We start from the raw sequence: 23,868 nt of genomic DNA, 5'->3' as shown, positions 1-23,868 counted from the left end.
TAACAATACTAATACTGTTGAATCAGAGGTTGTACTTTATTATCAATCGCTTCTCTTGCTCTAAAAATACGCGAACGTACAGTGCCAACAGGACAATCCATAATTTCTGCGATTTCTTCATAGCTCAAACCATCTAGTTCGCGAAGCGTAATTGCCATTCTTAAATCTTCTGGCAATGATTCGATGGTTTTAAAAACGACTTTCTTTAATTCATCAGACAACATTAAGTTCTCTGGGTTCGAAATTTCTTTTAAAGCACCAGCGGTTTCAAAGTTTTCTGCATCACTCGCTTCGAGATCTGACGCGGGTGGACGCCTATCTTGAGCAACTAAATAATTTTTAGCCGTATTAACCGCAATACGATAAAGCCAAGTGTAAAATGCGCTATCACCACGAAATGACCCGATGGCACGATACGCTTTTATAAATGACTCCTGAGCCACGTCAGGGACGTCGGCCTGCGGCACATAGCGAGAGACTAGACTTGCAACTTTATGCTGATATTTTATTACCAGTAAGTTGAAAGCTTGTTGATCGCCTTTTTGCACCTTCTCAACCAATATCTGGTCAGTTAATTGCTCGCTCATTCCAGGAAGTATCTCCCGAATTCAAGCTGATAATATGTTAACTTGATCATGTTCTCCCTTCCTAAAGCAAGCACTACTTTGAGTAGTAGAACTAGTTGAAGTTCAATTAAATCTAAAAAAATAGTCAATAATTTACAAAACGGCCAACGTTGCTGTTTCGATGATCCTAAAAGATCTCCATTAAAACAACTGTATATAACATTTCCGTCTCTCATGAATACAGCATACGAATTTTGTAAATAAATACTATTACCACCACACGAAACCAATTTGAATATGTAAATAGACTTAGGTCAATACATGTTTACTAAACAGCAATCCATCAATAGCAATAGACAATCCAATAGGCTAACATAAAAAACTCAATACATACTATTATATACACGCAAACACTTATGAACGCATCCACACAGCATTACACTGATATCTTAATCATTGGGAGTGGTGTCGCAGGACTTTCAGCTGCCTTACGGCTCGCCCCCTTTCATCAAGTGACTATTCTCAGCAAAAGCAACCTCAGTGAAGGGGCTTCCTACTACGCACAAGGTGGTATTGCCGCCGTTTTTGATGATACCGACAGTATTGAATCTCATGTTGAAGATACCCTCATCGCTGGTGCGGGTATTTGCCAAAAAGAAGCGGTTGAATTTATTGCCTCAAACGCTAAGCATTGTGTTCAGTGGCTGATCGACCAAGGTGTTTTATTTGACACCGAAATCACCGAAAGCGGCGAAACACAATATCATTTAACCCGTGAAGGGGGTCATAGCCATCGGCGGATCTTACATCATGCGGATGCCACAGGTAAGGAAGTTGAAACAACTTTAGTCGATCTTGCCATTGCCCACCCTAATATACATATTAAAGAACGCTATAACGCCGTTGACCTTATCCTTTCTAATCCAGCCAACTCTTCTCGTATTTTAGGTGCCTACGTCTGGAACCGCCAAAAAGAACAAGTCGAAACAATCCGAGCAAAAACAGTTGTGTTAGCAACGGGAGGTGCTGCTAAAGTTTATCAATACACGACAAACCCTGATATTTCTTCTGGCGATGGCATCGCAATAGCATGGAGAGCCGGCTGCCGTGTTGCTAACCTTGAATTTAACCAGTTCCACCCAACCTGTTTATTCCACCCGCAAGCACGTAATTTTTTACTAACAGAAGCATTGCGCGGAGAAGGGGCTTATTTAAAACGCCCTGATGGTAGTCGTTTTATGCCAGATTATGACGAGCGATGCGAACTTGCTCCTCGTGATATTATTGCTCGGGCAATTGACCATGAAATGAAGCGCCTTGGTGCTGATTGCATGTATTTGGATATCAGCCATAAGCCTGATGATTTCATAAAAAACCACTTCCCAACCATTTATGCGAAACTAATGACTCTAGGTTTAGATCTCACAAAAGAGCCAATCCCAATTGTGCCTGCGGCTCATTATACTTGTGGTGGCGTCATTGTGGACAAAATGGGTATGACCGATATCACCAACTTATATGCTATAGGGGAAGTGAGTTACACCGGTTTACACGGTGCAAACCGTATGGCCTCAAATTCACTCTTAGAATGCCTTGTATATGGCTGGTCAGCAGCAGAAAACATCAATAAAACCATAAAACAGATCGATGAGATCCCTTATTTGCCTGAATGGGATGAAAGCCGAGTGCATAATTCGGATGAACAGGTTGTAATCCAACATAACTGGCATGAATTACGCCTATTTATGTGGGATTATATGGGGATCGTTAGAACCACCAAACGCCTTGAGCGCGCCTTACGTCGTATTCATCTATTACAGCAAGAAATCCATGATTACTATGCGAATTTCCGTATTTCAAATAATTTACTGGAATTACGAAACCTCGTTCAAGTTGCTGAATTAATGGTACGTTGCGCGCTAGAGCGCAAAGAAAGCCGTGGGTTACACTATACACTTGATTATCCAGACCCATCACCAAATTCAGGGCCTACCGTTTTAATACCTGAATAGAGGGTCACAAAGCCGGCACTGGTGTCGGCTTTTCTTTAGCTAGCTTCACGGTATATAACTTAGTACTTTAAATAAAATGGCTGAATAAGTTTACGAAATGCTTCGGTATATTCATTATTTTCATTTTTTAGCGCTAAAGATGTTTGTTGTACCGATGCTTCCTGTAATTGAATACCCAGCAGCATACGGTGATAACCAGTTTTAGGTTTATCGCTAATATCGACGCGAAAAGCTGTAAACCAGCCAGATTTCCCTGCCATATCCTGCAATCTCTCCCCAACTTCGTATGGTAAGACTAAACAAAACAGCCCATGGGGAGCAAGACAGGACTTCGCACTTTTTAGCAATACATCATGGGTTAAAGCACATGTATACCTTGCTTGGTCTCGTTTTTTATCACGGCATGCGACCGCAGGTTCAAAATAAGGCGGGTTACTCACAATCAAGTCATACTGAGTCTGCGAATGCTGGCTATAAGTAATAATATCTTGGTTAATTATATGTAAGCGTTCCGCCCAAGGTGATTCATTAAAGTTTTCTTGTGCTTGCGCCGCTGCCTCATGGTCTAATTCGACGGCATCAACACGCAATGTTGGGTTTCTTTGGGCTAACATCAGGGCTATCAAGCCACTACCACTGCCAATATCTAAAGCTGCTCTAACCCCTTTTACGGGAGCCCAAGCCCCCAGCAACACGCCATCAGTCCCCACTTTCATTGCACATCGGTCATGTGCGACAAAAAACTGTTTAAAAGTAAACCCACCTTTGCGGTAATTTTGTTTTAGTTCACACATGCAAACACTCTAATTGGACAATATTTATTCTATCGTACTCATTTTGAGCAAATAAAAATGATAATTTAACCTATTCGCTACAATATTATTCTTATATTATGAGAATAATATTTGAGACGAATTTTTTTTACTGCTAAGTTCAAAAAAAGGAGATGCAATGAATAGTATAAATCGAACCCTAGACATCTTGTCATATATCACAACCAGTGCATCTCCGGTGACGCCTCAGGCTATCTCATCTGCATTAGGCATCCCATTATCGACAGTTTATCGGTTGCTGGCAATTCTCATAAATTGGGAATTTGTCTCTTATGCAAAACAATATGGCACTTATTGTGTCGGTTCGCAGAGTATCAAAAACCAAGAAAAATACTATCACCACAGTTTATTGATGGGAGCTTCTAAACAAGAGCTACAAAAGCTAGCGAAAAAAACGCAAGAAACCGTGGCGATAATTACTTCAAACTTACGGGAAACTATTTGTGTAGACATGATTGAAAGTGAACAGGCCTTACGCTGCTCTTTTATTATTGGTCGTGGTAATACCTTAATAAAAGGAGCAAGTGCAAAAACGTTACTGGCCTTTCGTCATGAACAATACCAAACCCATGTATTTGAAACACACGCGAAACAATTAGCACATGAGCAAAGTAAATTTAAATTACAACAAGACCTACTGCAGATACAAAAACAAGGCTATGGCGTGTCTATCAGTGAAATTGACGAGGGCGTATTGGGGGTTTCTGCCCCTATTTTCAAAGGAAATGATGTTTTAGCTGTAATTTCAGTTATGGCGCCTGAATTCCGTTCCACTCATCGCGTCGATGAATTTATTACGCATACTTGCCAAACAGCCCATAACATTACTAAATTAATTAACCTGGAGTAACTATGACACAAGCTTTCCAATGGCAAGGGCGCACAGATGGTGAAACACAAGAACATTTGCGCATCCATCAGGTCATTAACCAACACGCTCCTGCTAAATTTGCCTTAATTGGTTTTGCGTCCGATGAAGGCGTTAGACGTAATAAAGGCCGTCAGGGGGCCAAAGCGGGTCCAAATGCTATTCGCAGCCAACTTGCAGGGTTGCCAATTCATCAACCACTTGCCATCAAAGATAACGGGACAATTAGCTGTGATGACGGTGATCTCGAAGCCGCACAACGCCGTCTATCTGATGAATTAGTAGCTATATTATCTGCTAACCAAAAACCTATCGTCCTAGGTGGTGGTCACGAAGTGGCATTTGCCAGCTTCCAAGGCCTGTTTGACTATGTTGAACAATATCAAGCGGGTAAAACAATTGGTATTATTAACTTTGATGCGCATTTCGATTTACGCGAAGCCCCTATTGCCACTTCCGGCACGCCATTTTTGCAATCTGCCATGTTATGTCAGCAATACCAACGTCCTTTCAAATACTTATGCTTAGGCATCGCAGATCATGGCAATACAAAAGTCCTATTCGATACCGCTGATACGTTAGGTTGCCAATATATCCGCGATAAAGAATTAGCTTATACCAAGCTACCTCAAGCAATTGAAAAAATTAAAAAATTCATTGACGATGTCGACTATTTATATGTCACCGTAGATTTAGATGTATTTTCTGCAGCCATTGCGCCAGGCGTTAGTGCACCAGCACCGAAAGGTATTTCTACTGAAATTTTTGATGAACTATTTGCCATTATCAAAAGTAGCCAAAAAATTGCCGTTTTTGATATCGCAGAATGTAACCCTGAGTTTGATATTGATAACCATACCGCCAAACTCGCAGCTTATTTGATTTACCAATATTTATTCTAATAAAACAACACAACAATTCGACTGATAAATACACTGTTTCTCACGCTGTTAAGATAACTTACTTTCGAGCACCACAATAAAAATAGCTTTGAAATTGATTATCAAATTAGCTGTAGCGCAATATCTTAATGGTTTTTAACTATTGAATTTCGCGTTACAGCTAGGCGGCAAGTGACGTTATCCCTAGTCACATACAAAAGTATGTGACTAGGGTAGCGGAGCGCGGCTAACAACTCTGTAGCGTGAAAGACAACAGTTAAAAAGGGAAAAATATGATTCTACACCTAGACACGCTCTCCACCCTATTTCTAACAGTAATCTGCCTATTGATGGGGATCCACTTAAAAAAACGTATTGATTGGCTACAACGTTTTTGTATTCCCTCCCCTGTTATTGGCGGTTTTCTGGTTAGTTTGATTATCTGGGGACTTAAATCATTCAATCTAGCCGAGATTAATTTTGATACCAGCTTACAAACCTTTTTAATGGTTGCCTTCTTTACCACTATTGGGATTGACGGTAGCTTCCGTATTTTGAAAAGTGGTGGTCGGTTACTATTTATCTATCTTTTCATCTGCTGGTTTGTGGTTATCTTCCAAGACACTTTCGGTGCAGGGCTTGCCCATTTATTAGGTGTTGAACCTGTTATCGGCATTATGGCTGGCGGTGTTTCTCTAACAGGAGGGCACGGTGGTGCGGCTGCTTTTGGTGGTATGGCAGAAAGCTTAGGGGTGCAATCAGCGACAGTCGCCGCTATTGCCGCCGCAACTTTCGGTTTAATAACGGGAAGTCTACTCGGTGGGCCAGTCGCTTCATTTTTGATCAAGAAATTTAACGTTCGCATTCAAGCTGATGAAAATGTAGAACGAGTTCAAATACCTGAAACCATCGCAGGGAAAATCGAATCTATCGATGCCCATGCTTTTTTAAAAATGCTCGCGTTAGTACTGGGGATCATGGTAATTGGTCAATTCGCCTCGGCACAATTTACTAAGGCAACAGGATTTTCATTACCGAGTTATGTAGGCGCAATGATCATCGCTATTGTTATCCGCAATATTAACGACCAAATTGAATTATTCCGCATCAACCAAAAATCGGTTGACCTGATATCAGAAGTCTCCCTTGGCTTATTTTTAACAATGGCGATGATGTCATTAAAAATTTGGGAGTTGAAAACAGTTGCACTACCATTATTTACCATCCTATTAGCGCAAGTTATTATATTAACGTTATTAGTTGTCTTTGTTATTTTTAGGCTGCTAGGTAAGAATTACGATGCCGCCGTGATGTGTGCTGGTTTAATGGGCCACGGGCTGGGAGCTACGCCAAATGCAATGGCTAACATGTCTTCCGTTTGTGAGCGTTATAAACATGTTTCCATGAAAGCCTTTATGATTGTCCCATTGAGTGGTGCAGTACTCATTGATTTAGTCGGGATACCTTACCATACTTGGCTTATTAATATATTTAGCTAATCATTTCGAAAGGGAGGTTCTCCTCCCTTTTCAATGGTGTTATCCAGCCTAAACCCTACCTACTTTCATTGATATATCACTCCCTGTCTACTTTAAAAACAGTTACAATTGAGGAAAGCTGATTTTTCAGGTGAACAATTTTGCTAACCTGTTTATAATCAGCGCCCCAAATAGAGGTATATCATGACTGCATCCACTTTTTCTGAACTTGAACTTGACGAAAGCCTAATTAATGCGCTTTCGGATAAAGGCTATCAACGCCCAACGGCTATTCAAGCCGCGGCTATTCCTGCTGCAATGGATGGCCGAGACGTTTTAGGTTCAGCCCCTACTGGAACAGGTAAAACCGCCGCATTTTTAATCCCTGCGATTCAACATTTACTTGATTTTCCAAGAAAAAAATCAGGGCCACCTCGAGTTCTGGTTGTTACACCAACTCGTGAATTAGCCATGCAAGTTGCTGAACAAGCAAAAGAATTATGCGCACATAATCACCTAGATATTGCAACGATTACTGGTGGTGTCGCTTATATGAACCATGCTGAGGTTTTCAGCGAAAATCAAGATATCGTTGTCGCCACAACAGGTCGCTTACTCCAATATATCAAAGAAGAAAACTTTGACTGCCGGGCCGTTGAAATTTTAATCCTTGATGAAGCAGACCGCATGTTAGATATGGGGTTTGCGAATGATATCGAAACCATTGCTGGTGAAACGCGCTGGCGCAAACAAACTATGCTCTTCTCTGCAACTCTGGAAGGCGAAGCAATCCGTGATTTTGCAGAAAGGTTATTAGAAGAACCCATTGAAATTGATGCAGACCCTTCTCGTCGCGAACGCAAAAAAATTCAACAATTTCATTACCGAGCCGACACACTAGAACATAAAACAGCTTTACTATGCCACTTGTTAAAACAAGAAGAGGTAACAAAAGCGATTGTGTTTGTTCGTAAACGCGAACGCTTACGTGAAGTCGTTCAATGGCTGCGTGAAGCAGGTATTGAACCATGTTACCTTGAAGGTGAAATGCCGCAAACTAAACGTAACGAAGCTGTTCGCCGTTTAGTTGATGGCCAAGTTAAAGTATTAGTTGCAACCGATGTAGCTTCCCGTGGTTTAGATATCGATAACGTCAGCCATGTGTTCAACTTTGACTTACCACGTACTGCTGATGTGTATTTACATCGAATTGGTCGTACGGGTCGCGCAGGCCGCAAAGGGGTTGCAATTTCCTTAGTTGAAGCTCACGACTTTCCACTGCTGGGTAAAATAACTCGCTATATTGAAGACCAAATTAAAATTCGTGTTGTTGACTCTTTGCGTCCGACCACGAAAGCCCCTTCAGAGGCAATGCTGAATAAGCCTAAACCGTCGAAGAAAGTCCTTGCAAAACGCAAGGAAAAGAAAAAAGAAGAACAAACTAAAAAGAAAGAAAAAGTACGCCATCGCGATAAGAAAAATATTGGGAAACGCCGTGCTCCAATTGCACCGACAACACCTGAGCAAACTAAGTAAATAAAAACGGGTTTCGACCCGTTTTTTTTATTATTTCATCATATTAAACACTTTTTCACGCATAAATTTTCCCTCATGGGTTAACAATTCTGGTTTAATAATATGATTATTGAGAATGTCTTTGCAGTCTAAGCCTTGGTTGTTTTTAACTCGCCAATCAGCTCCACTTGCTAACAATAACTCTGCCACCTCAAGTGCATGGCTATTCACTGCATCATGTAAGGGAGTATTGCCTAAACTATCCCTAATATTTACCGTTACACCATTCTTTAATAAGATTTGAGATTGCATGACTTGGCCGTTTTGTGCAGCTAAATGCAAAATACTTTTTTGTTCTTTTGATTGCATACTTTTAATTAATTGCCCATATTGAGATTCAATTAAAACTTGCATAAATTGCCCATTCATTGCACTAACTGATTGCCGAGCTAAAAAGTCAATATCGCTAGGTTTATGATGTCGAACTAAAATAGCTGAAAACTCATTAATATCCCCTGCTTTAATCGCTTTCTTACAACCTTCTTGCCAATTTAATACTTGTTGTTCTTCAGGGTTAGGGAATACAGTTAATGGTATTTCTTGGATTTTATTATATTCTCCAGTAAGGGCATTCCAATTATTCCACGGTTTATGCATGCACATCATTTTAATAATTTTAACCATTGTATGTGCAATAAAACTTCTTGTTAATAAACGGTGTGGTAGCCAATTTTTCCAAGAACTCTGTTCGCTATAAGGCATTTTAATACAATTTCCCAACGCAGAAGGGATTGGTAAAGAATTTTGTAATGAATCAAGCCAGTCATACTGCACAGTATAAAAACGTATTAGTCCTTCCTGAGCCACTTTTTCAGCCATGTGGTAATCTATGCCGACTTTATTAACAGTGCTCTTAGACAGCCCCGCTGGGCTAAATGCAATACAAGGAGAATTGCTTGCCAATGCTGCAATAGACGATAGCCCTCCACCTAATGAATGCCCTGTACAGATTGTATTTCCATTAACTGCATTTGATAAAACATTCATTAAACTCACGGCTTGAAAATATTGAGATTCATACAAACCAATTCCTTGGCGGATATTTGCATAAAAATCGCTGATATCATTGCTACCACTAAAACAAAGAATATATAAATCATGAAACCGACAAATATTAGCTTGGAACCCTGTCTGCTTATCACTTAATAATTCAGCACTTATTCCCAGTTTATTCAATTCACTATCATCTAATCTTTCAATCTCTTGTATTGTCTGCCAATTATTATTGTAAGCCCCCTGTGAAAGCAACGCTAATATATAGTCTTTCGGCTGTGCATCCCGACCTAAAAAGTCATTTTTTAATATTTTTGGGGGCCACAAATTTCCCCCGCAAGACTGATTTTCTACATGCTGATGTTGTAAATATATATCTAAACTTTCTTGAGCAAGAGAAAGCTCATCTCTAGAGGATATCGTTTCTGGCGTTAAAAAAGGCATAAATTCCTCCTAACAAATATATTGTGTTGGAAGAATATTGGAATACAAATAGCCAAGGAGAGAAATAATCTACTTTATTAGTCGCAAATAAAAAGCCATTGATAACAATGGCTTTAGAATTTATTACACAGTATTTAACGTAGTTATACTAAATTTTATTATAAGCTTTCAGTAAAAGTACGGGTAATAACATCACGCTGTTGTTCAGGGGTTAATGAGTTAAAACGTACTGCATAACCTGATACACGGATGGTTAATTGTGGGTATTTTTCTGGGTTTTTAACCGCATCTTCTAATGTTTCACGGCTTAAAACATTCACATTTAAGTGCTGGCCACCTTCGACACGAACTGTTGGCTTCATCTCCAAAGGGACTTCACGATACTCAAAAGCACCTAATTCGTCTTTCGCGACGATTTGGCCTTCGTTATAATCCGCTTTTGCACAAACACAACGAGCCTCATTTTTCTCGTTATCAAGTAACCAGAAAGAATTTAATAATGCTGCATTATCTGTTTTAGTAATTTGAATACCAGTAATCATGTCGACCTCCACGTTCGAACTTGATTGCAATCGGTTTTTATTAACCGAAACTGCATTAACCATCAATCTTATAAAAACTAGCAATTGGATATTTGGTCTAACCAATGTATATAGTCATTTTATACCAGTTGAACCCCTGAGTTTCTTTGATATTTATCAATTATTTCGCGCAGTAACTAAACAGATCGGTTCAACTTTATGATTTAAATCAAAATTAATCCGTTTGTTTTTTAATTTTTTTCATAAACTTTAAAAAATATTTTAAATACTATAATCAATATCAGGGCTTTATCTCTTGCCTATGAACCAGTAAGCTTAGGGTATCAACTGGTTCAGTTATAAATTGGACTGTCATAGATTCATTATTATGGAATACTTCATGTCAGAACCTATCACATGGCACGATGTCATTGGCCCAGAAAAATCCAAGCCTTACTTCAAGGAAACACTTGCTTACGTTGCTGATCAACGCAAAAAAGGTAAAGTTATCTATCCACCACAAGATGATGTTTTTAATGCTTTTCGTTATACAGAACTTGCCGACATCAAAGTGGTTATCTTAGGTCAAGACCCCTATCACGGACCTGGTCAAGCCCATGGCCTATCTTTTTCAGTACTCCCAGGGGTAAAACCGCCACCTTCTTTAGTTAATATGTATAAAGAACTGGAGAAAGATATCGCTGGTTTTCAACGGCCTGATCATGGCTATCTACTGAGTTGGGCTAAGCAAGGTGTCTTATTACTCAATACCGTACTGACGGTAGAGCAAGGTAATGCACATTCCCATGCACATCTAGGCTGGGAAACCTTTACAGATAAAGTTATTGAAGCTATTAATGAAAATACTCAGGGGGTCATTTTTCTATTATGGGGCGCCCACGCACAGAAAAAAGGCAAAATAATTAATACTAAGCGCCATCACGTCCTTAAAGCCCCACATCCATCGCCACTTTCAGCGCACCGTGGTTTTTTAGGTTGCGGACATTTTTCCCAAACAAATACCATCTTAGAACGGGAAGGCAAAACACCTATTGACTGGAACCCAGTCATCAACGAATAAAATACGATGTAATGGGCTAGAAAAGCAGAACAAGAAAACAATAAAATCAAACAATTGATTTTCAATAATACTAGTAATTAAATGGGATGCCTGTGCATCCCATTTAATTATCATTATCGTTATTTCGACACGATGACCATTGCTGGTCTTAATAGACGGTTATTTAACGTGTAGCCTTTTTGCATCACATCAATAACATGACCTGCTTGATGATCAGGCGATTCTATCATCGTCATTGCTTGATGAACCTCAGGGTTAAACGGTACATTCGCTTCGCCTACTGGTTCAATGCCAAATTTCGCCACTGCATCTAAGAATGTTTTCAGCGTTAAATCTAACCCTTCTACCATTGCTTTAGATTGTTCATTGTCACTGTCTGCCGCATCAATAGCACGCTCTAAATTATCAATAACTGGTAATAGTTCATTAGAAAATTTTTCAAGAGCAAATTTGTGCGCCTTTTCGATATCTTGTTCCGTCCGACGACGAATGTTTTCGATTTCAGCATGTGCGCGCAACATGGCTTCACGCTCAGTTTTTCTTGATGCTTCAAGCTGTTGCTCAAGCTCAGCAATACGCGCTGCTAACGCTTCTTCGTTTGCTTGCATTTCATCAGCTTGCTGAACTTCAGCTTCTTGCTCTTGTTGAACTTTTTGTGATTCATTTTGCTCAAAAGCTTGCTCATCATGCATGTTTTGGTCTTTACTACTCATGAATATCTCCGCGTATTTAGCATTAATCCCCTATATGAGAGTATTATGGGGATCTAATACAGGGATTCAAGGGAAGTCATACAATGAGAGGCCAAAAAAGTATGCGAAAGGGCAATAATACACCACAATCACAATTTAAAACGATAGGCATTGTCGGGCACCCAAGGCATCCGGAAGCATTGGCAACTCATGAATTAATTTATCATTGGCTAATTTCAAAAAATTACCATGCAATTATTGATAAACAAGTTGCCAAAGATCTGAAGCTGGCTAATGCCAATACAGGGTCATTAACCGATATTGGCCAACAAGCAGACCTCGTCGTCGTCGTTGGGGGTGATGGTAACATGCTGGGTGCTGCGCGCATTTTATCCCGCTATAATAATAAAGTTATCGGCGTAAACCGGGGTAACCTCGGTTTTTTAACTGACCTCGACCCTGATAATGCCTTACAGCAGCTTTCTCGGGTCCTTGAAGGTGAATATCGCGAAGAAAAACGTTTTCTATTAGAAGCTCAGGTTATCAAAAGTAATCAAAAATCACGGAAAAGTACTGCAATCAACGAAATTGTTCTGCACCCAGGTAAAGTCGCTCATATGATCGAATTTGAAGTCTATATTGATGAAAAGTTCGCATTCTCTCAGCGCTCTGATGGCTTAATCATTGCAACTCCAACTGGCTCTACCGCCTATTCACTTTCTGCGGGAGGCCCTATTTTAACGCCTAATTTAGACGCCATTGTCTTAGTCCCTATGTTCCCTCATACCCTATCATCACGGCCACTCGTTATTAGTAGTGATAGCAGTATCCGTTTAAAGTTTTTACGCACAAATATCGACTATGAAGTCAGTTGTGACAGCCAAATTATGCTGCCAATTCAAGATGGTGAAGAGGTTATAATTAAACGCAGTAATAAAAACCTTAACCTAGTTCACCCCCAAGACTATAACTATTTCAATACGTTAAGTTCAAAATTAGGATGGGCTAAAAAAACTTTTTAATTTTTTTGCGCTACCTCTTTACTGTATAAAAAAACAGTTTAAACTGTATGAAAACACAGGTGTGTATTTTTACAGGAGAGCGCAGATGCTTACTCAATTAACCATCAATAATTTTGCTATCGTTCGTGAATTAGAAATTGATTTTCGTAATGGCATGACCACCATCACAGGTGAAACAGGTGCGGGTAAATCTATCGCTATTGATGCGCTCGGCCTGTGTTTAGGGGAACGTGGTGAAGCCAATATGGTACGCTCTGGCACTCAACGTGCAGATTTGTGCGCCCGCTTCTCCCTTGCAGATGCAAAAATGGCCGCAAATTGGTTAGCTGAACATCAACTTGATAACCAAAATGAGTGCCTATTACGCCGTACAATATCTTCTGATGGCCGCTCCCGTGGCTTTATTAATGGCGTATCCGTACCTCTTTCGCAGCTTAGGGAACTCGGTGCTTTACTAATCCAAATCCATGGTCAGCACGCTCATCAATTATTACTTGATAATACTCACCAAAAATCACTACTAGATGCCTATGCAAATCAACAAGAACTGCTCTCGCAAATGAAACAAGCTTGGCAGGTTTGGCATAACTCTTGCCAGCAATTGGCCATTTTTCAAAAACAAATGCAAGAATATGAAGCTCGTCAGCAGCTATTAGAATATCATTTGAAAGAATTAAATGAATTTATGCCCATCCAAGGGGAATTTGAAGAAATTGACCAAGAATATAAACAATTAGCAAATTATGGTCAGTTTTTAACGCTTGGGCAAACTGCGGCTCAAATATTATCAGACAATGATGAAGCCAACGTGATGGGCCTGTTGAACATGGCAAAAAATGAGTTATCTGAATTAGTCGCTCTCAATCCTAAGTTTTCAGGGTTACTGGATATGCTCGAAGAGGCTTCAATCCAAGTCAGTGAAGTCAGTGATGAAATAAAACATTATTGCGATCAGTACGAACTTGACCCCAATCGCTTGTTTGAACTTGAACAACGCATTTCTAAACAAATTAGCCTAGCGCGTAAACATCATGTTACTCCTGAAGCACTACCAGAACTATTTCAACAGTTACTAAGTGAGCAAGAACAAATTTCCAATCAAAATGAAGATTGTGAAGCATTAAATGCTCAGGTTATTAATGATCACCAAAAAGCATTAGCTTGCGCTAAGCGCTTACACCACATGCGCCTGCATTATGCCCAAGAGTTAAGTTCATTAATTACCGATAGCATGCACCAACTATCTATGCCCCACGGCCTGTTTACTATTGATGTAAAATTTGTTCCGGAACAGTTGCAAATCGACGGTGCTTGTAAGATTGAATTCAATGTTACGACTAACCCCGGTCAGCCTCATCAAGCTTTAAGTAAAGTTGCATCCGGCGGTGAATTATCACGCATAGCATTAGCTATCCAAGTTATTACCGCTAAAAAAATGGACACCCCAGCCTTAATTTTTGATGAAGTCGATGTCGGTATCAGTGGGCCAACAGCAGCGATTGTTGGTAAATTATTACGTGAATTAGGTGAGTCGACGCAGGTTATGTGTGTAACCCATCTACCGCAAGTTGCTGGTTGTGGTCATCATCATTTTTATGTCAGTAAAGAAACCAATGGCGTAGAAACTGAAACACATATGCAATTACTGGACAAAAAATCAAGGTTACAAGAACTTGCCCGACTTCTTGCCGGTTCAGAAGTCACAAAAAACACACTGGCAAATGCAAAAGAATTACTCGCAGCGTAATTTTTGACAACTTTTTTACGCTCATGTGGTCTTAGAGTCGATAAGGAAGGTTTTAAAATGTATCAATGTCGATTATCATTGATGTTCTGACTCCAAAAGGAATGAGATATCCATGCGTTATAAATTGTTAACTGCTGCTGCACTATCACTCGCATTAATGTCTACGGGCTGTTCAATGATGGAACGTCTTGTCTATCACCCTGACATTAACCAAGGTAATTACCTCACAGCGAAAGATGTTGCCAAGATCCAAAAAGGAATGACACAGCAACAGGTCGCTTACACTTTGGGCACACCAATGTTATCCGACCCGTTTGGTACTCAGACTTGGTATTATGTTTTCCGCCAAGAGCTCGGGCATGACCCAGTTCAGCAAGAGACTTTAACTCTAATTTTTGATCGCAATGGTATTTTAACTGATATCAAAAATGAGAAAAACCTTGCAGCCCAAGAGTCAATGGAAGCCGCTGAAACTAAAGCATCCGAGACCAAGTCAGCTGACTAATCATATAGTTAGGGCTTTATGAAACTATCTACCTGTATCATTAACTACATATTTGAACAGGTAGTTATTTTGAATGAACATTGTTATACCACTCTTATTTCCAAAGCAATTTGAAGATATTAAGTCTACATAACAAAAAAACCGAGCTATCGCTCGGTTCATCAAAATCATATTAGCTCTATCAACTATTTTTTGTTTCTTTAGATTTTTCAGCGCGCTTTCGACGTAATTCTTTCGGGTCTGCAATTAAAGGCCGGTAAATTTCAATCCGATCACCATCTTGCACTTTATCAGTCAACTTTGCAGGGCGGCTATAAATACCCACTTTATTTTTCTTTAAATCGATATCATCACGCAACGCAAGAATTCCAGAGGCAATTATTGCATCCTCAATTGTTGTACCATCAGCAACCTTCACTGATAACAAAAATTGTTTTTCCGGCAATGCATAGGTTACTTCGATACTAAGCTCAGACACTGTAAACATCCTTAGCTCTTAAAGTAAAGGCTTGAACCATGTTGTTCGCCAATTCCTTAAAAATTTTACCGAATGCTAACTCTATTAATTTATTAGTAAATTCAAAATCAAGATGAAATTCGATTTTGCATGCATCAGCACTTAAAGGAATAAATTTCCATCCTCCAGATAACTTGCTAAATGGCCCTTCGACCAACTGCATGTGAATACACTTGTTATCCTCAAGTACATTTTTAGTAATAAAGGTTTTGCTGATCCCCGCTTTTGACACTTCAACTGAAGCTGTCATTTCATCAGAACTGTGGCTAATAATTCGGCTACCTACACACCCAGGCAAAAAACTTGGGTATGAAATAACGTCATTGACGAGTTTATACATTTGTTCTGCGCTGAAAGGGACTAACGCAGAGCGACTAATCTGTGGCATATCAATTCCTATCCCCAAAAACTGAGCATATAATACCATCATTGACTGGTTAAACAAAAAACAAAACCCATACAGGGCAAGATTTGCACAATCAGAAAAATATCAGCTTAGAAAGATTTCTTTCAACTCAGCTTACAGTATAATGATTGCACTATGACAAAGAAAAAACCATATAAACCCGGTTCAGCAACAATTGCTATGAACAAGCGTGCTCGCCACGAATATTCTATCGAAGAGGAGTTCGAGGCGGGTTTGTCCCTACAAGGTTGGGAAGTTAAATCACTACGCGCTGGCAAAGCCAATATTGGTGATAGCTACGTGCTTTTACGTGACGGTGAAGCCTACTTATTTGGTGCAAACTTTACACCACTTACTGTTGCATCATCCCATGTAGTGTGTGATCCAACCCGTAGCCGAAAACTACTTCTGAATCAACGTGAATTAGACACACTTTACGGCAAAGTTAATCGTGAAGGGTATACCGTTATTGCACTTTCCCTCTATTGGAAAAATGCATGGTGTAAAGTCAAAATTGGTGTTGCAAGGGGTAAAAAAGCCCATGATAAACGTTCTGATATCAAAGATCGTGAATGGCAACTCGATAAAGCACGTATAATGAAACATTCTAATCGCTAAGTTCTAGCTTTATAGGATAATTTTCTGTTATACTGTGCTCAACAACTTGGGGCTGATTCTGGATTCGACGGGATTTGCGAAACCCAAGGTGCATGCCGAGGGGCGGTTGGCCTCGTAAAAAGCCGCAAAAAAATAGTCGCAAACGACGAAAACTACGCACTAGCAGCTTAATAACCTGCTTAGAGCCCTCTCTCCCTAGCCTCCGCTCTTAGGACGGGGATCAAGAGAGGTCAAACCCAAAAGAGATCGCGTGAATGCCTTGCCTGGGGTTGCAGCGTTAAACTTAATCAGGATAGTTTGTTAGTGGCGTGTCTGTCCGCAGCTGGCAAATGAATTTAAAGACTAGACTAAGCATGTAGTACCGAGGATGTAGAAATTTCGGACGCGGGTTCAACTCCCGCCAGCTCCACCAAATTATCTTCTAAGGACGTCCAAAGAAGACTGAAAAGCCCGTTAACTCAATGAGTTACGGGCTTTTTTATGTCCTACGCTGTCCTATTTTATCCCACCCAAGCTAATTACTTTAGGCCCATTGATAGGCCCAACGAAAAGAACTAACATCTTTGTTGGGCCTAAATGCATGGAGATTTTTCATGGCAAGAAAAACTAAGCCATTAACCGATACCGAAATCAAAGCAGCTAAACCGCAGGACAAGGACTATCAGCTATATGATGGTGATGGACTCACACTGCTAATCAAATCTAGCGGAAGCAAGTTATGGCAATTCCGTTACTACCGCCCTTATACAAAACAAAGAACCAAACAAAGTTTTGGGGCCTACCCTGCTGTCACACTTTTAGATGCTAGAAAACTTAGAGCAGTGTCTCGCTCATTGCTGGCAAAAGATATTGATCCTCAAGAATATCAAAAAGATCAAATAAGAAACTCTCAAGAGGCCAAAACCAATTCCTTTCAACTTGTCGCTGAACGTTGGTGGGAAGTAAAGAAGTCCACCGTAACCGAAGATTACGGTAACGATATTTGGCGTTCACTTGAACGAGATGTGTTTCCCGTTATAGGTGATATCAGCGTTACCGATATCAAAGCCCATATATTGGTTCAAGCAATACAGCCTGTTCAAGCCAGAGGTGCATTAGAAACTGTTCGTCGCCTTTGTCAACGTATCAACGAAGTGATGATCTATGCTCAAAATACTGGGTTAATTGATGCCGTTCCAAGTATCAACATCGGTAAAGCTTTTGAAAAGCCGAAGAAAAAGAACATGCCAAGTATTCCCCCTGATCAACTACCGCAACTCATGCAGACAATGCGTACAGCTAGTATTAGCCTATCGACTCGATGCTTGTTTATGTGGCAGCTGCTTACCATATCCCGCCCTGCCGAAGCCGCTGAAGCACGCTGGGACGAAATCAACTTTGAAACTAAAGAATGGAAGATACCGGCTGCTAGAATGAAAATGAACCGTGAGCACACTGTTCCGTTATCTGACGCTGCTTTAGCTATCTTAGAACTAATGAAACCTCTCAGTGGTAATCGTGAGTTTATCTTTCCTAGCCGTATCAAGCCTACCCAACCAATGAATAGCCAAACCGTCAATGCTGCATTAAAACGTGCCGGATTCGGTGGTGTATTGGTTTCTCACGGTCTTCGTTCAATAGCCAGTACCGCACTCAATGAACAATGCTTCCCACCTGATGTTATCGAAGCCGCCCTCGCCCACGTTGATAAAAATGAAGTTAGGCGAGCTTACAACCGCAGTGATTACTTAGAGCAAAGGCGCCCTATGATGCAATGGTGGGCTGATTTTATTGAGGCAGCAGATAGGGGGAGTATTATTGAAGGCGGGATAAGAGGGATATCGCTAGTTGGGTAGTTTATGCTCCCGTTCGATTCGAACGGGAGCATAATGGCACAGAGCCATGCATCGTCTAGACGCCAGCTTTGTGCCAGAAGCGAACATAACTAAAATCTTGTTGTGCAAATCAAAGCTAAGCAAGTCATGCCGTTTTGAACGGTAGTTTATCAGTCTTTCAATTTTTTCTTTGCTTACGAGTGCTCACTTGAGAACTTAATTGGGGGCAAAATAACTCGATGAAAAATGGCTTTTGTTTTAACTAGAAGAACGATCTTACATAGGTGAATATACGTTCATAATTAATTACTGCTACACCGATAGCTGCAAATATAGTGAACGCAGAAACGATAGGGCTATTTTTCACCAGCTCCACCAATGCTACTGGATGCACGCCATACTTATCGATAAAGCTTGCCTTGGTAACTAGACTTTTCTGATGGGTTCTATCGAATACATTGGCAAGTATGTCCACTTTGCGAAGAGTAGATTGCTGAAGTTTGATAAAGTCACCATTGACAAATGCATCAGCTTCCTCCGCCCCTTGAAGAGCATCAACATCTGCGATTCCGTTCAATTCAATTATGCTCATCAGGCGCCCTTTACGGCCTTTAGGAGATGTATGAGGGGCATACTTGCGGCCATATAAAGTTACTAGCTCTCGGGCCAAGTCTAGCTTTCGATTATCAGACAAAATAGTTGGAGTCCCCCCAAGAACACGGTAGCGATGTTCCAAGGCAGAAAAGCCATAATTATCATCGCGCATGTTCCAGTGAATAAAAGTGCTTTCAACATGGCTGGCTAAAAACTGAAAGTAACCGTCTAGCATATCTCGCTCAAGCGGATCAAGAATAGTCGATATCTGAGTAGGGGAGGAAATCGCCTGCCTACCAGCTGCAAGTGAAGTTAAATTCACTAGTTGTTTAAGCAGTTCTGCTGACTTTTGAATAGACCATGTCTTGGTCTGTGCTGACTTGAGATTTCTGATTGCAATACTAGTAACACGAGTGGAATGACCTACAGGGGGTTGGCCTGGAGCTGCGTAGAACGACTCACACGAATAGTGTATTAAATAAGAGTTCACTGAGTCGGCATAAACTTCATTCAGTCGTTTTTGTGATTTATGCCGTTCTTTAATACGCTCTATCTCAGACGATGCCATCCCTGATCCTAACTATTAGGTATGTAGCTACAAATAATTGGCAGCTAAAATAATTATCAATGTGTTACTATAACTTCTATATGAAAAAAATGAAATGACCCTAGTAGAAAACATTTAGATTTATGTAGTGATATGATGAACCTACTTACCTGAAGTAGCCATAACCATACTCTACTGACTTCGTTCACAATTAGCATAATATCTAACACTATTAGAGTTGTTAGTATTGATGTCACTAAATCCCATTTTCAAGTATACGCCTGAATTCCTCATGCTTCTGTCCTCTGAAATAAAAAATTTCTAGCTCTGAATTGATGAGTACAATCTGACAATTTGAACTTGGAACGTGTATCGTGATAGAGGCTCGTTATCTAGGAATTGAAGTCGATGATGTGTTAGAGAGATCTGAGTCAATTGATGTATAGTTCTATCAGGGCTGTTATCAGCCCTGTGCCAAATTCGGACATTCCACACATTTATCTATATGGCAAAAAAAATACCACTAAATGTTTTTATGCTCGATGATTAGTTGTCCGATACAACGATGTCCCCAGAAATGATCATCCATTATCTGCTGTCTTGCTATCTCATCCCCTCGGAGTGCTTCCAGAATAATTCCAGCAGTTAGTAATTTTACAAACATGTATTCCCCTGTATCGGGTAATAAGTCCCAGAGCCTGTAAAGTCCTGCCTCAATATTCTTTGTAACTGGTGCATTTACATGAGCACTGAAGGCATGGTCCACTAACGATGTCATTGCATTAATACTCTCAAGTTCATCTGAATAACACTGTTTTACACTCTCCGCATACACGTGAGCTCTTTTAATACCATCTTCAAGTATCGTGGGCTGAGACCAGATGATATATGCTTTCGTTACATCAGGCATCAATGGGTCATCCAACCATTCTCTTGCCTTTTCTTCCGGAAAATTGCGAAGCGCATTAGCTGTATGGATAGAAATGATCCTTAGTAATTTGAAATCATCCAGCAGAGACCTTGAGGCAATAGGTAAAAAATGACGAGCCGAATTTAGCGCATGTTTGAGTAAAATATCCTGTACATTATCAAATGAGAGCGCGACGTGGAAAGCAAAATCCAAAAGCTTTGCCCATAGTTTAATATCGTTAGTGAACCCAGCATTACGTACTACCGCAAATGGCGCTTGAGCTCGTTCACGCAGATTAATCTCGAATGCAGAAATTCGCTGGCCAGCCGCACGGCCAGGATCACTCCCTAATTCAATAGATAAATCAGTTTGTGCTTTTGCAAACCAATATGCCGAGGTATCCTCATTGATGAGTGACCAGCATTCCGAGGTGGTAAGTTGTTTTCCAAATATAGACAAAGCCTTACCTAGCATGAACTTACGTGTTTCATCTTTATGTGCTAGTGCAAATCGACAAATGTATTCTGCATCTGGATGACTTATCGATATAAATGATTCCCAAGTCTTTTCTGTATTATCACAAACTCCAGCTGTAGCATTAAGAGCGAGAGAGAACTCCTTTTCAGCCAGTTGAAGTTTTTCTTGCCAATTCTCGAGCTGTATTTCCTCTCTAGCAATGACGTCAGGCAAACTGGATTGATCATAATTAGCCTGATCCGGGTTATATTTCAGCTGTCTAAGCCTACCTTGTATATCGGAAATTTTCTGGTTGCATTGTCGTAAAGTAATTCGTGTTTCATTCATCAGCTTAATACAAATTTGAGTCATACCCTCAGATGGAATACAAAGAATCCTTAGACGATCTACCAGAAAAGGGAGAGGCGTTTTTGGCCTCCAGTGAAATTCAATTCCGAGGCTGAAGGCACCAACCATGATGAATACTGGCAAACGAGTACGCATAGCGGCATCAGCAAGAGTAGGATAAAAACTGCAAAGTTCTGCAACCTCTCCGACAATAGTATCAATAGGAACACGTACAGCGACTTCAGCCACAAAATGGCCCATATATTCAGGACAATGGATCAACATCATCCGAGAAAGAAAACCCAACGCATACTCTCTTCGTGGATTGTCATTGAGACATCTTTCCGCTAGCCTGAAAGCAAATCTGGTTTCTTTCCAGTCATTGTAGTTAATAACAGGAATAGAAAAAATATCGGCGCCAGTTCGTTTCGGCGCAGAATGCTTCATAGTTGCAGCTTTGATTGCTTCGTTTAAGCATTTTTTATAGGCTCTAGAATTTCTTAGTAGGCGTTTAAGAACATAAACTACAATATTCTCAGCCTCCAGATTATCAGTGTGAGAGCGTGCTAGCATTTCACCTATGCCTGCCAATGCTGCACCGTTCAAAGGAAGTGGACCAGTTTTCGTCTGCTTCTTTAGCAATCGCAATAGTAATGTACCATTGCATTCCCAGTACTGGTAATCCAATTTGGTGATCAGACCACGCATTTTTGCATGATGAAAAACCGAAGCGTCAGTGCCCTGTCGATTTCCATAAAGCCATCGTAGCGTGTGAGTAATTTCAGGTATGAAGTTACGGTTAAATTGTTTTTTCATCTCTCGGCCAGTCCAGCGTAATTTCAGGGGAAGAGGATTTAGTAATATCTTGACCCAAGATAAGACCGTCAATATAACGACCAACTACGAGTGAGACAGCATCATCAAGTTTTGACATACAAAATGGCCAGTTACCTGACATTTTGTTGAAACTGTTTGACAGTAGATATAATTCCCTGTTCCCTTCGAATAGCTCCAGCATTAGGTAGCGGTCATGAAACGCCTGAGTACTACCAGTAACTAGATTGATAACACGCAAGGCACGCACAATCCCTCCCACAATTCCTGATCGCATCCTATTGAGAGCAGTTCGCATCTTTAAGATGTCGTAATCAAACTTATCCGTATCAGGATTCTGCTTCGACAGACTTGTGATAATTGTCATTTCAAGGTCGGGGTTTTTAATACGTGGAACCATGCGAGTCAGAGCATCCTCTCCGAAAAAAGGGTCGACAATAACCGCGTGCTTTATTCGCCCGCTATTAAGTATATTTTTGAAATGCTCAATTACCCTAACTTCGTAGGCTACCCCCTTGTTGAACCAGCGATCGCTTCCCAGCAAGGGGTAAAGTTTATTTAGGTAATCACGAGTATTTTTAGTATGCGCTTCAAAAACGCTGTCCGGTACGCCGGTCAGTGAACGCATCGTTGTCGCTGGCCGAATGTAAGATGCGCTACTATGTATTTGTTTACCCAGTCCTGCTGAAGATTGAGTGAGCCTGTCATTAACGTGGATTGTACCCTGTTGAATCTGCGTATTCATGCCTATACGAAGAATAAGTGAGTTCTGGTCATACTGAATGAGCTGTCCATCAATATCGAAAACACTAATCTCGTAACCGGACCAAGGCGCAGTATCAACTGTCAGGTTTATCCCCGGCTTAATGATGTGAAGGCCGTTATGAACAGTCATTCCCGCATGCTCCAGAATGACGTGCGCACTTAGCGGAGCGTCAAGATTTACAGTTGGTGCTAGTTTGAATCCCTTGGGTGCGGAAAGTTCGGGGCAGTTTTTGGTCAACGGGGTGATGAGCTCCAGACTGATCACTTCATGACCTTCCCCATTAGCGGGTACGTCAAATACTTCAAATGTACCTAATCGGTAAGGCGTTTTTCTGAAATTGACACCAGTATCCTTTTCAATGCGCTCCAGCAGACTTTTGAGCTGATCATCAGGCATGGAGATAAATTGTTCCGCTGCAAACGTCACAACACGCTTTGCCAAACGCCCAAAACCGTCGGCCAAATGGCTACACATGCTAGAAAACTCAATGTCTTGTACTAGAGAGGGGAGTACATGCTTCAGAGATGATTCATTTTCCAACGTATCTGTCAGTTGCACAGCTGACGTAGTATTGAGGATTTCTTGCAAAATGTTGACCTTTGCTCCCTCAATCTCCAACTCAACGAATTGCTCTTCTTTAGGTATAGTTGCCCATGGCTCTGCACCATGCACTAAACAACCAAAGATCAAAATCCCCTCATCGGTGTACATAACATACAACCAGTGTTTATCCGTGTTACACATCTCAATTCCCTAACCAATTCTTATGATTTAAAGAATATTATCACAAATTGCCGAAATAGAGCTGGTACACATCGGAAATGCCTGTTACCCGGTATC

The 23,868-nt window shown here is 40.6% G+C and carries 21 protein-coding genes and 1 other RNA gene; 12 read left to right on the top strand and 10 right to left on the bottom strand.

Going from position 1 to position 23,868, the window contains the following annotated elements:
- Nucleotides 1–8: 8 nt before the first annotated feature.
- Entirely contained in the window at nt 9–587 is a 579-nt protein-coding gene (rpoE, locus tag ABE954_RS07895; RefSeq protein ID WP_042844720.1) for an RNA polymerase sigma factor RpoE, read from the bottom strand.
- A gap of 395 nt (nt 588–982) precedes the next feature.
- On the opposite strand from rpoE, the gene nadB reads away from it, so the two are divergent.
- A complete protein-coding gene (gene nadB, locus ABE954_RS07890) occupies nt 983–2,578 on the top strand; it encodes an L-aspartate oxidase (RefSeq protein WP_371025843.1) in 1,596 nt (531 codons plus the stop codon).
- A gap of 59 nt (nt 2,579–2,637) precedes the next feature.
- On the opposite strand, the gene ABE954_RS07885 is transcribed toward nadB, so the two are convergent.
- On the bottom strand, nt 2,638–3,372 hold the full coding sequence (locus ABE954_RS07885) for a tRNA1(Val) (adenine(37)-N6)-methyltransferase (RefSeq protein WP_042844728.1): 735 nt from the start codon (nt 3,370–3,372) through the stop codon (nt 2,638–2,640).
- 157 nt (nt 3,373–3,529) lie between these two features.
- Here ABE954_RS07885 and ABE954_RS07880 point away from each other — a divergent pair, with 157 nt between their 5' ends.
- The 4 genes from ABE954_RS07880 to srmB all read left to right on the top strand — a co-directional run bounded on the left by ABE954_RS07880 (nt 3,530) and on the right by srmB (nt 8,174).
- A complete protein-coding gene (locus tag ABE954_RS07880) occupies nt 3,530–4,261 on the top strand; it encodes an IclR family transcriptional regulator (protein WP_042844731.1) in 732 nt (243 codons plus the stop codon).
- A 2-nt stretch (nt 4,262–4,263) separates the two neighbouring features.
- A complete protein-coding gene (gene hutG, locus ABE954_RS07875; protein ID WP_071548222.1) occupies nt 4,264–5,181 on the top strand; it encodes a formimidoylglutamase in 918 nt (305 codons plus the stop codon).
- A 272-nt stretch (nt 5,182–5,453) separates the two neighbouring features.
- A complete protein-coding gene (gltS, locus tag ABE954_RS07870) occupies nt 5,454–6,659 on the top strand; it encodes a sodium/glutamate symporter (protein WP_129466146.1) in 1,206 nt (401 codons plus the stop codon).
- Nucleotides 6,660–6,842: 183 nt separating this feature from the next.
- Complete coding sequence (gene srmB, locus ABE954_RS07865; protein WP_042844736.1) at nt 6,843–8,174, top strand: ATP-dependent RNA helicase SrmB; 1,332 nt, start codon at nt 6,843–6,845, stop codon at nt 8,172–8,174.
- A 30-nt stretch (nt 8,175–8,204) separates the two neighbouring features.
- On the opposite strand, the gene ABE954_RS07860 is transcribed toward srmB, so the two are convergent.
- Both ABE954_RS07860 and grcA read right to left on the bottom strand, forming a co-directional pair.
- Complete coding sequence (locus tag ABE954_RS07860; RefSeq protein WP_166696635.1) at nt 8,205–9,650, bottom strand: ankyrin repeat domain-containing protein; 1,446 nt, start codon at nt 9,648–9,650, stop codon at nt 8,205–8,207.
- Nucleotides 9,651–9,808: 158 nt separating this feature from the next.
- Nucleotides 9,809–10,192 (bottom strand): autonomous glycyl radical cofactor GrcA, encoded by a 384-nt coding sequence (gene grcA, locus ABE954_RS07855; protein WP_042844740.1) that lies wholly within the window; start codon nt 10,190–10,192, stop codon nt 9,809–9,811.
- Nucleotides 10,193–10,571: 379 nt separating this feature from the next.
- On the opposite strand from grcA, the gene ung reads away from it, so the two are divergent.
- Nucleotides 10,572–11,252: a uracil-DNA glycosylase gene (gene ung / locus ABE954_RS07850; RefSeq protein ID WP_048607890.1), complete on the top strand. Its 681-nt coding sequence runs from the start codon at nt 10,572–10,574 to the stop codon at nt 11,250–11,252.
- 119 nt (nt 11,253–11,371) lie between these two features.
- On the opposite strand, the gene grpE is transcribed toward ung, so the two are convergent.
- Nucleotides 11,372–11,965, bottom strand: a complete 594-nt coding sequence (gene grpE / locus ABE954_RS07845; protein WP_371025842.1) for a nucleotide exchange factor GrpE — start codon at nt 11,963–11,965, stop codon at nt 11,372–11,374.
- 101 nt (nt 11,966–12,066) lie between these two features.
- Between grpE and nadK the strand changes: the two genes are divergently transcribed.
- The 3 genes from nadK (at nt 12,067) to bamE (ending at nt 15,218) form a co-directional block, all read left to right on the top strand.
- Complete coding sequence (gene nadK, locus ABE954_RS07840) at nt 12,067–12,966, top strand: NAD(+) kinase (protein WP_042845373.1); 900 nt, start codon at nt 12,067–12,069, stop codon at nt 12,964–12,966.
- An 85-nt stretch (nt 12,967–13,051) separates the two neighbouring features.
- Nucleotides 13,052–14,713: a DNA repair protein RecN gene (gene recN, locus ABE954_RS07835; RefSeq protein ID WP_042844745.1), complete on the top strand. Its 1,662-nt coding sequence runs from the start codon at nt 13,052–13,054 to the stop codon at nt 14,711–14,713.
- A 112-nt stretch (nt 14,714–14,825) separates the two neighbouring features.
- Complete coding sequence (bamE, locus tag ABE954_RS07830) at nt 14,826–15,218, top strand: outer membrane protein assembly factor BamE (protein WP_042844747.1); 393 nt, start codon at nt 14,826–14,828, stop codon at nt 15,216–15,218.
- A 181-nt stretch (nt 15,219–15,399) separates the two neighbouring features.
- Here the strand turns inward: bamE and ABE954_RS07825 are convergent, their stop codons facing one another.
- Nucleotides 15,400–15,705: an RnfH family protein gene (locus ABE954_RS07825; RefSeq protein ID WP_208292020.1), complete on the bottom strand. Its 306-nt coding sequence runs from the start codon at nt 15,703–15,705 to the stop codon at nt 15,400–15,402.
- Nucleotides 15,689–16,123, bottom strand: a complete 435-nt coding sequence (locus tag ABE954_RS07820; protein ID WP_197679461.1) for a type II toxin-antitoxin system RatA family toxin — start codon at nt 16,121–16,123, stop codon at nt 15,689–15,691. Before ABE954_RS07820 ends, ABE954_RS07825 begins: the two co-directional genes overlap by 17 nt.
- Nucleotides 16,124–16,276: 153 nt before the next feature.
- Here ABE954_RS07820 and smpB point away from each other — a divergent pair, with 153 nt between their 5' ends.
- The 3 genes from smpB (at nt 16,277) to ABE954_RS07805 (ending at nt 18,594) form a co-directional block, all read left to right on the top strand.
- Entirely contained in the window at nt 16,277–16,759 is a 483-nt protein-coding gene (gene smpB, locus ABE954_RS07815) for an SsrA-binding protein SmpB (RefSeq protein WP_042844751.1), read from the top strand.
- 48 nt (nt 16,760–16,807) lie between these two features.
- Nucleotides 16,808–17,171: a transfer-messenger RNA gene (ssrA, locus tag ABE954_RS07810) on the top strand.
- A gap of 181 nt (nt 17,172–17,352) precedes the next feature.
- Nucleotides 17,353–18,594 carry an integrase gene (locus tag ABE954_RS07805; protein WP_371025841.1) on the top strand — a complete coding sequence of 414 codons (1,242 nt, stop codon included), beginning with the start codon at nt 17,353–17,355 and terminating at the stop codon, nt 18,592–18,594.
- 241 nt (nt 18,595–18,835) lie between these two features.
- Here the strand turns inward: ABE954_RS07805 and ABE954_RS07800 are convergent, their stop codons facing one another.
- From ABE954_RS07800 to ABE954_RS07790, 3 genes are all read right to left on the bottom strand, one after another.
- Nucleotides 18,836–19,735 (bottom strand): hypothetical protein, encoded by a 900-nt coding sequence (locus ABE954_RS07800; protein WP_371025840.1) that lies wholly within the window; start codon nt 19,733–19,735, stop codon nt 18,836–18,838.
- 502 nt (nt 19,736–20,237) lie between these two features.
- Entirely contained in the window at nt 20,238–22,244 is a 2,007-nt protein-coding gene (locus ABE954_RS07795; protein ID WP_371025839.1) for a hypothetical protein, read from the bottom strand.
- Entirely contained in the window at nt 22,228–23,772 is a 1,545-nt protein-coding gene (locus ABE954_RS07790; protein ID WP_371025838.1) for a VPA1262 family N-terminal domain-containing protein, read from the bottom strand. The genes ABE954_RS07795 and ABE954_RS07790 overlap by 17 nt, the downstream gene beginning before the upstream one ends.
- Nucleotides 23,773–23,868 lie beyond the last annotated feature (96 nt).

This window comes from Providencia sp. TYF-12, from assembly GCF_041344805.1.
GTDB lineage: Bacteria > Pseudomonadota > Gammaproteobacteria > Enterobacterales > Enterobacteriaceae > Providencia > Providencia huashanensis.
This window is presented reverse-complemented; position numbering and strand designations above follow the sequence as displayed.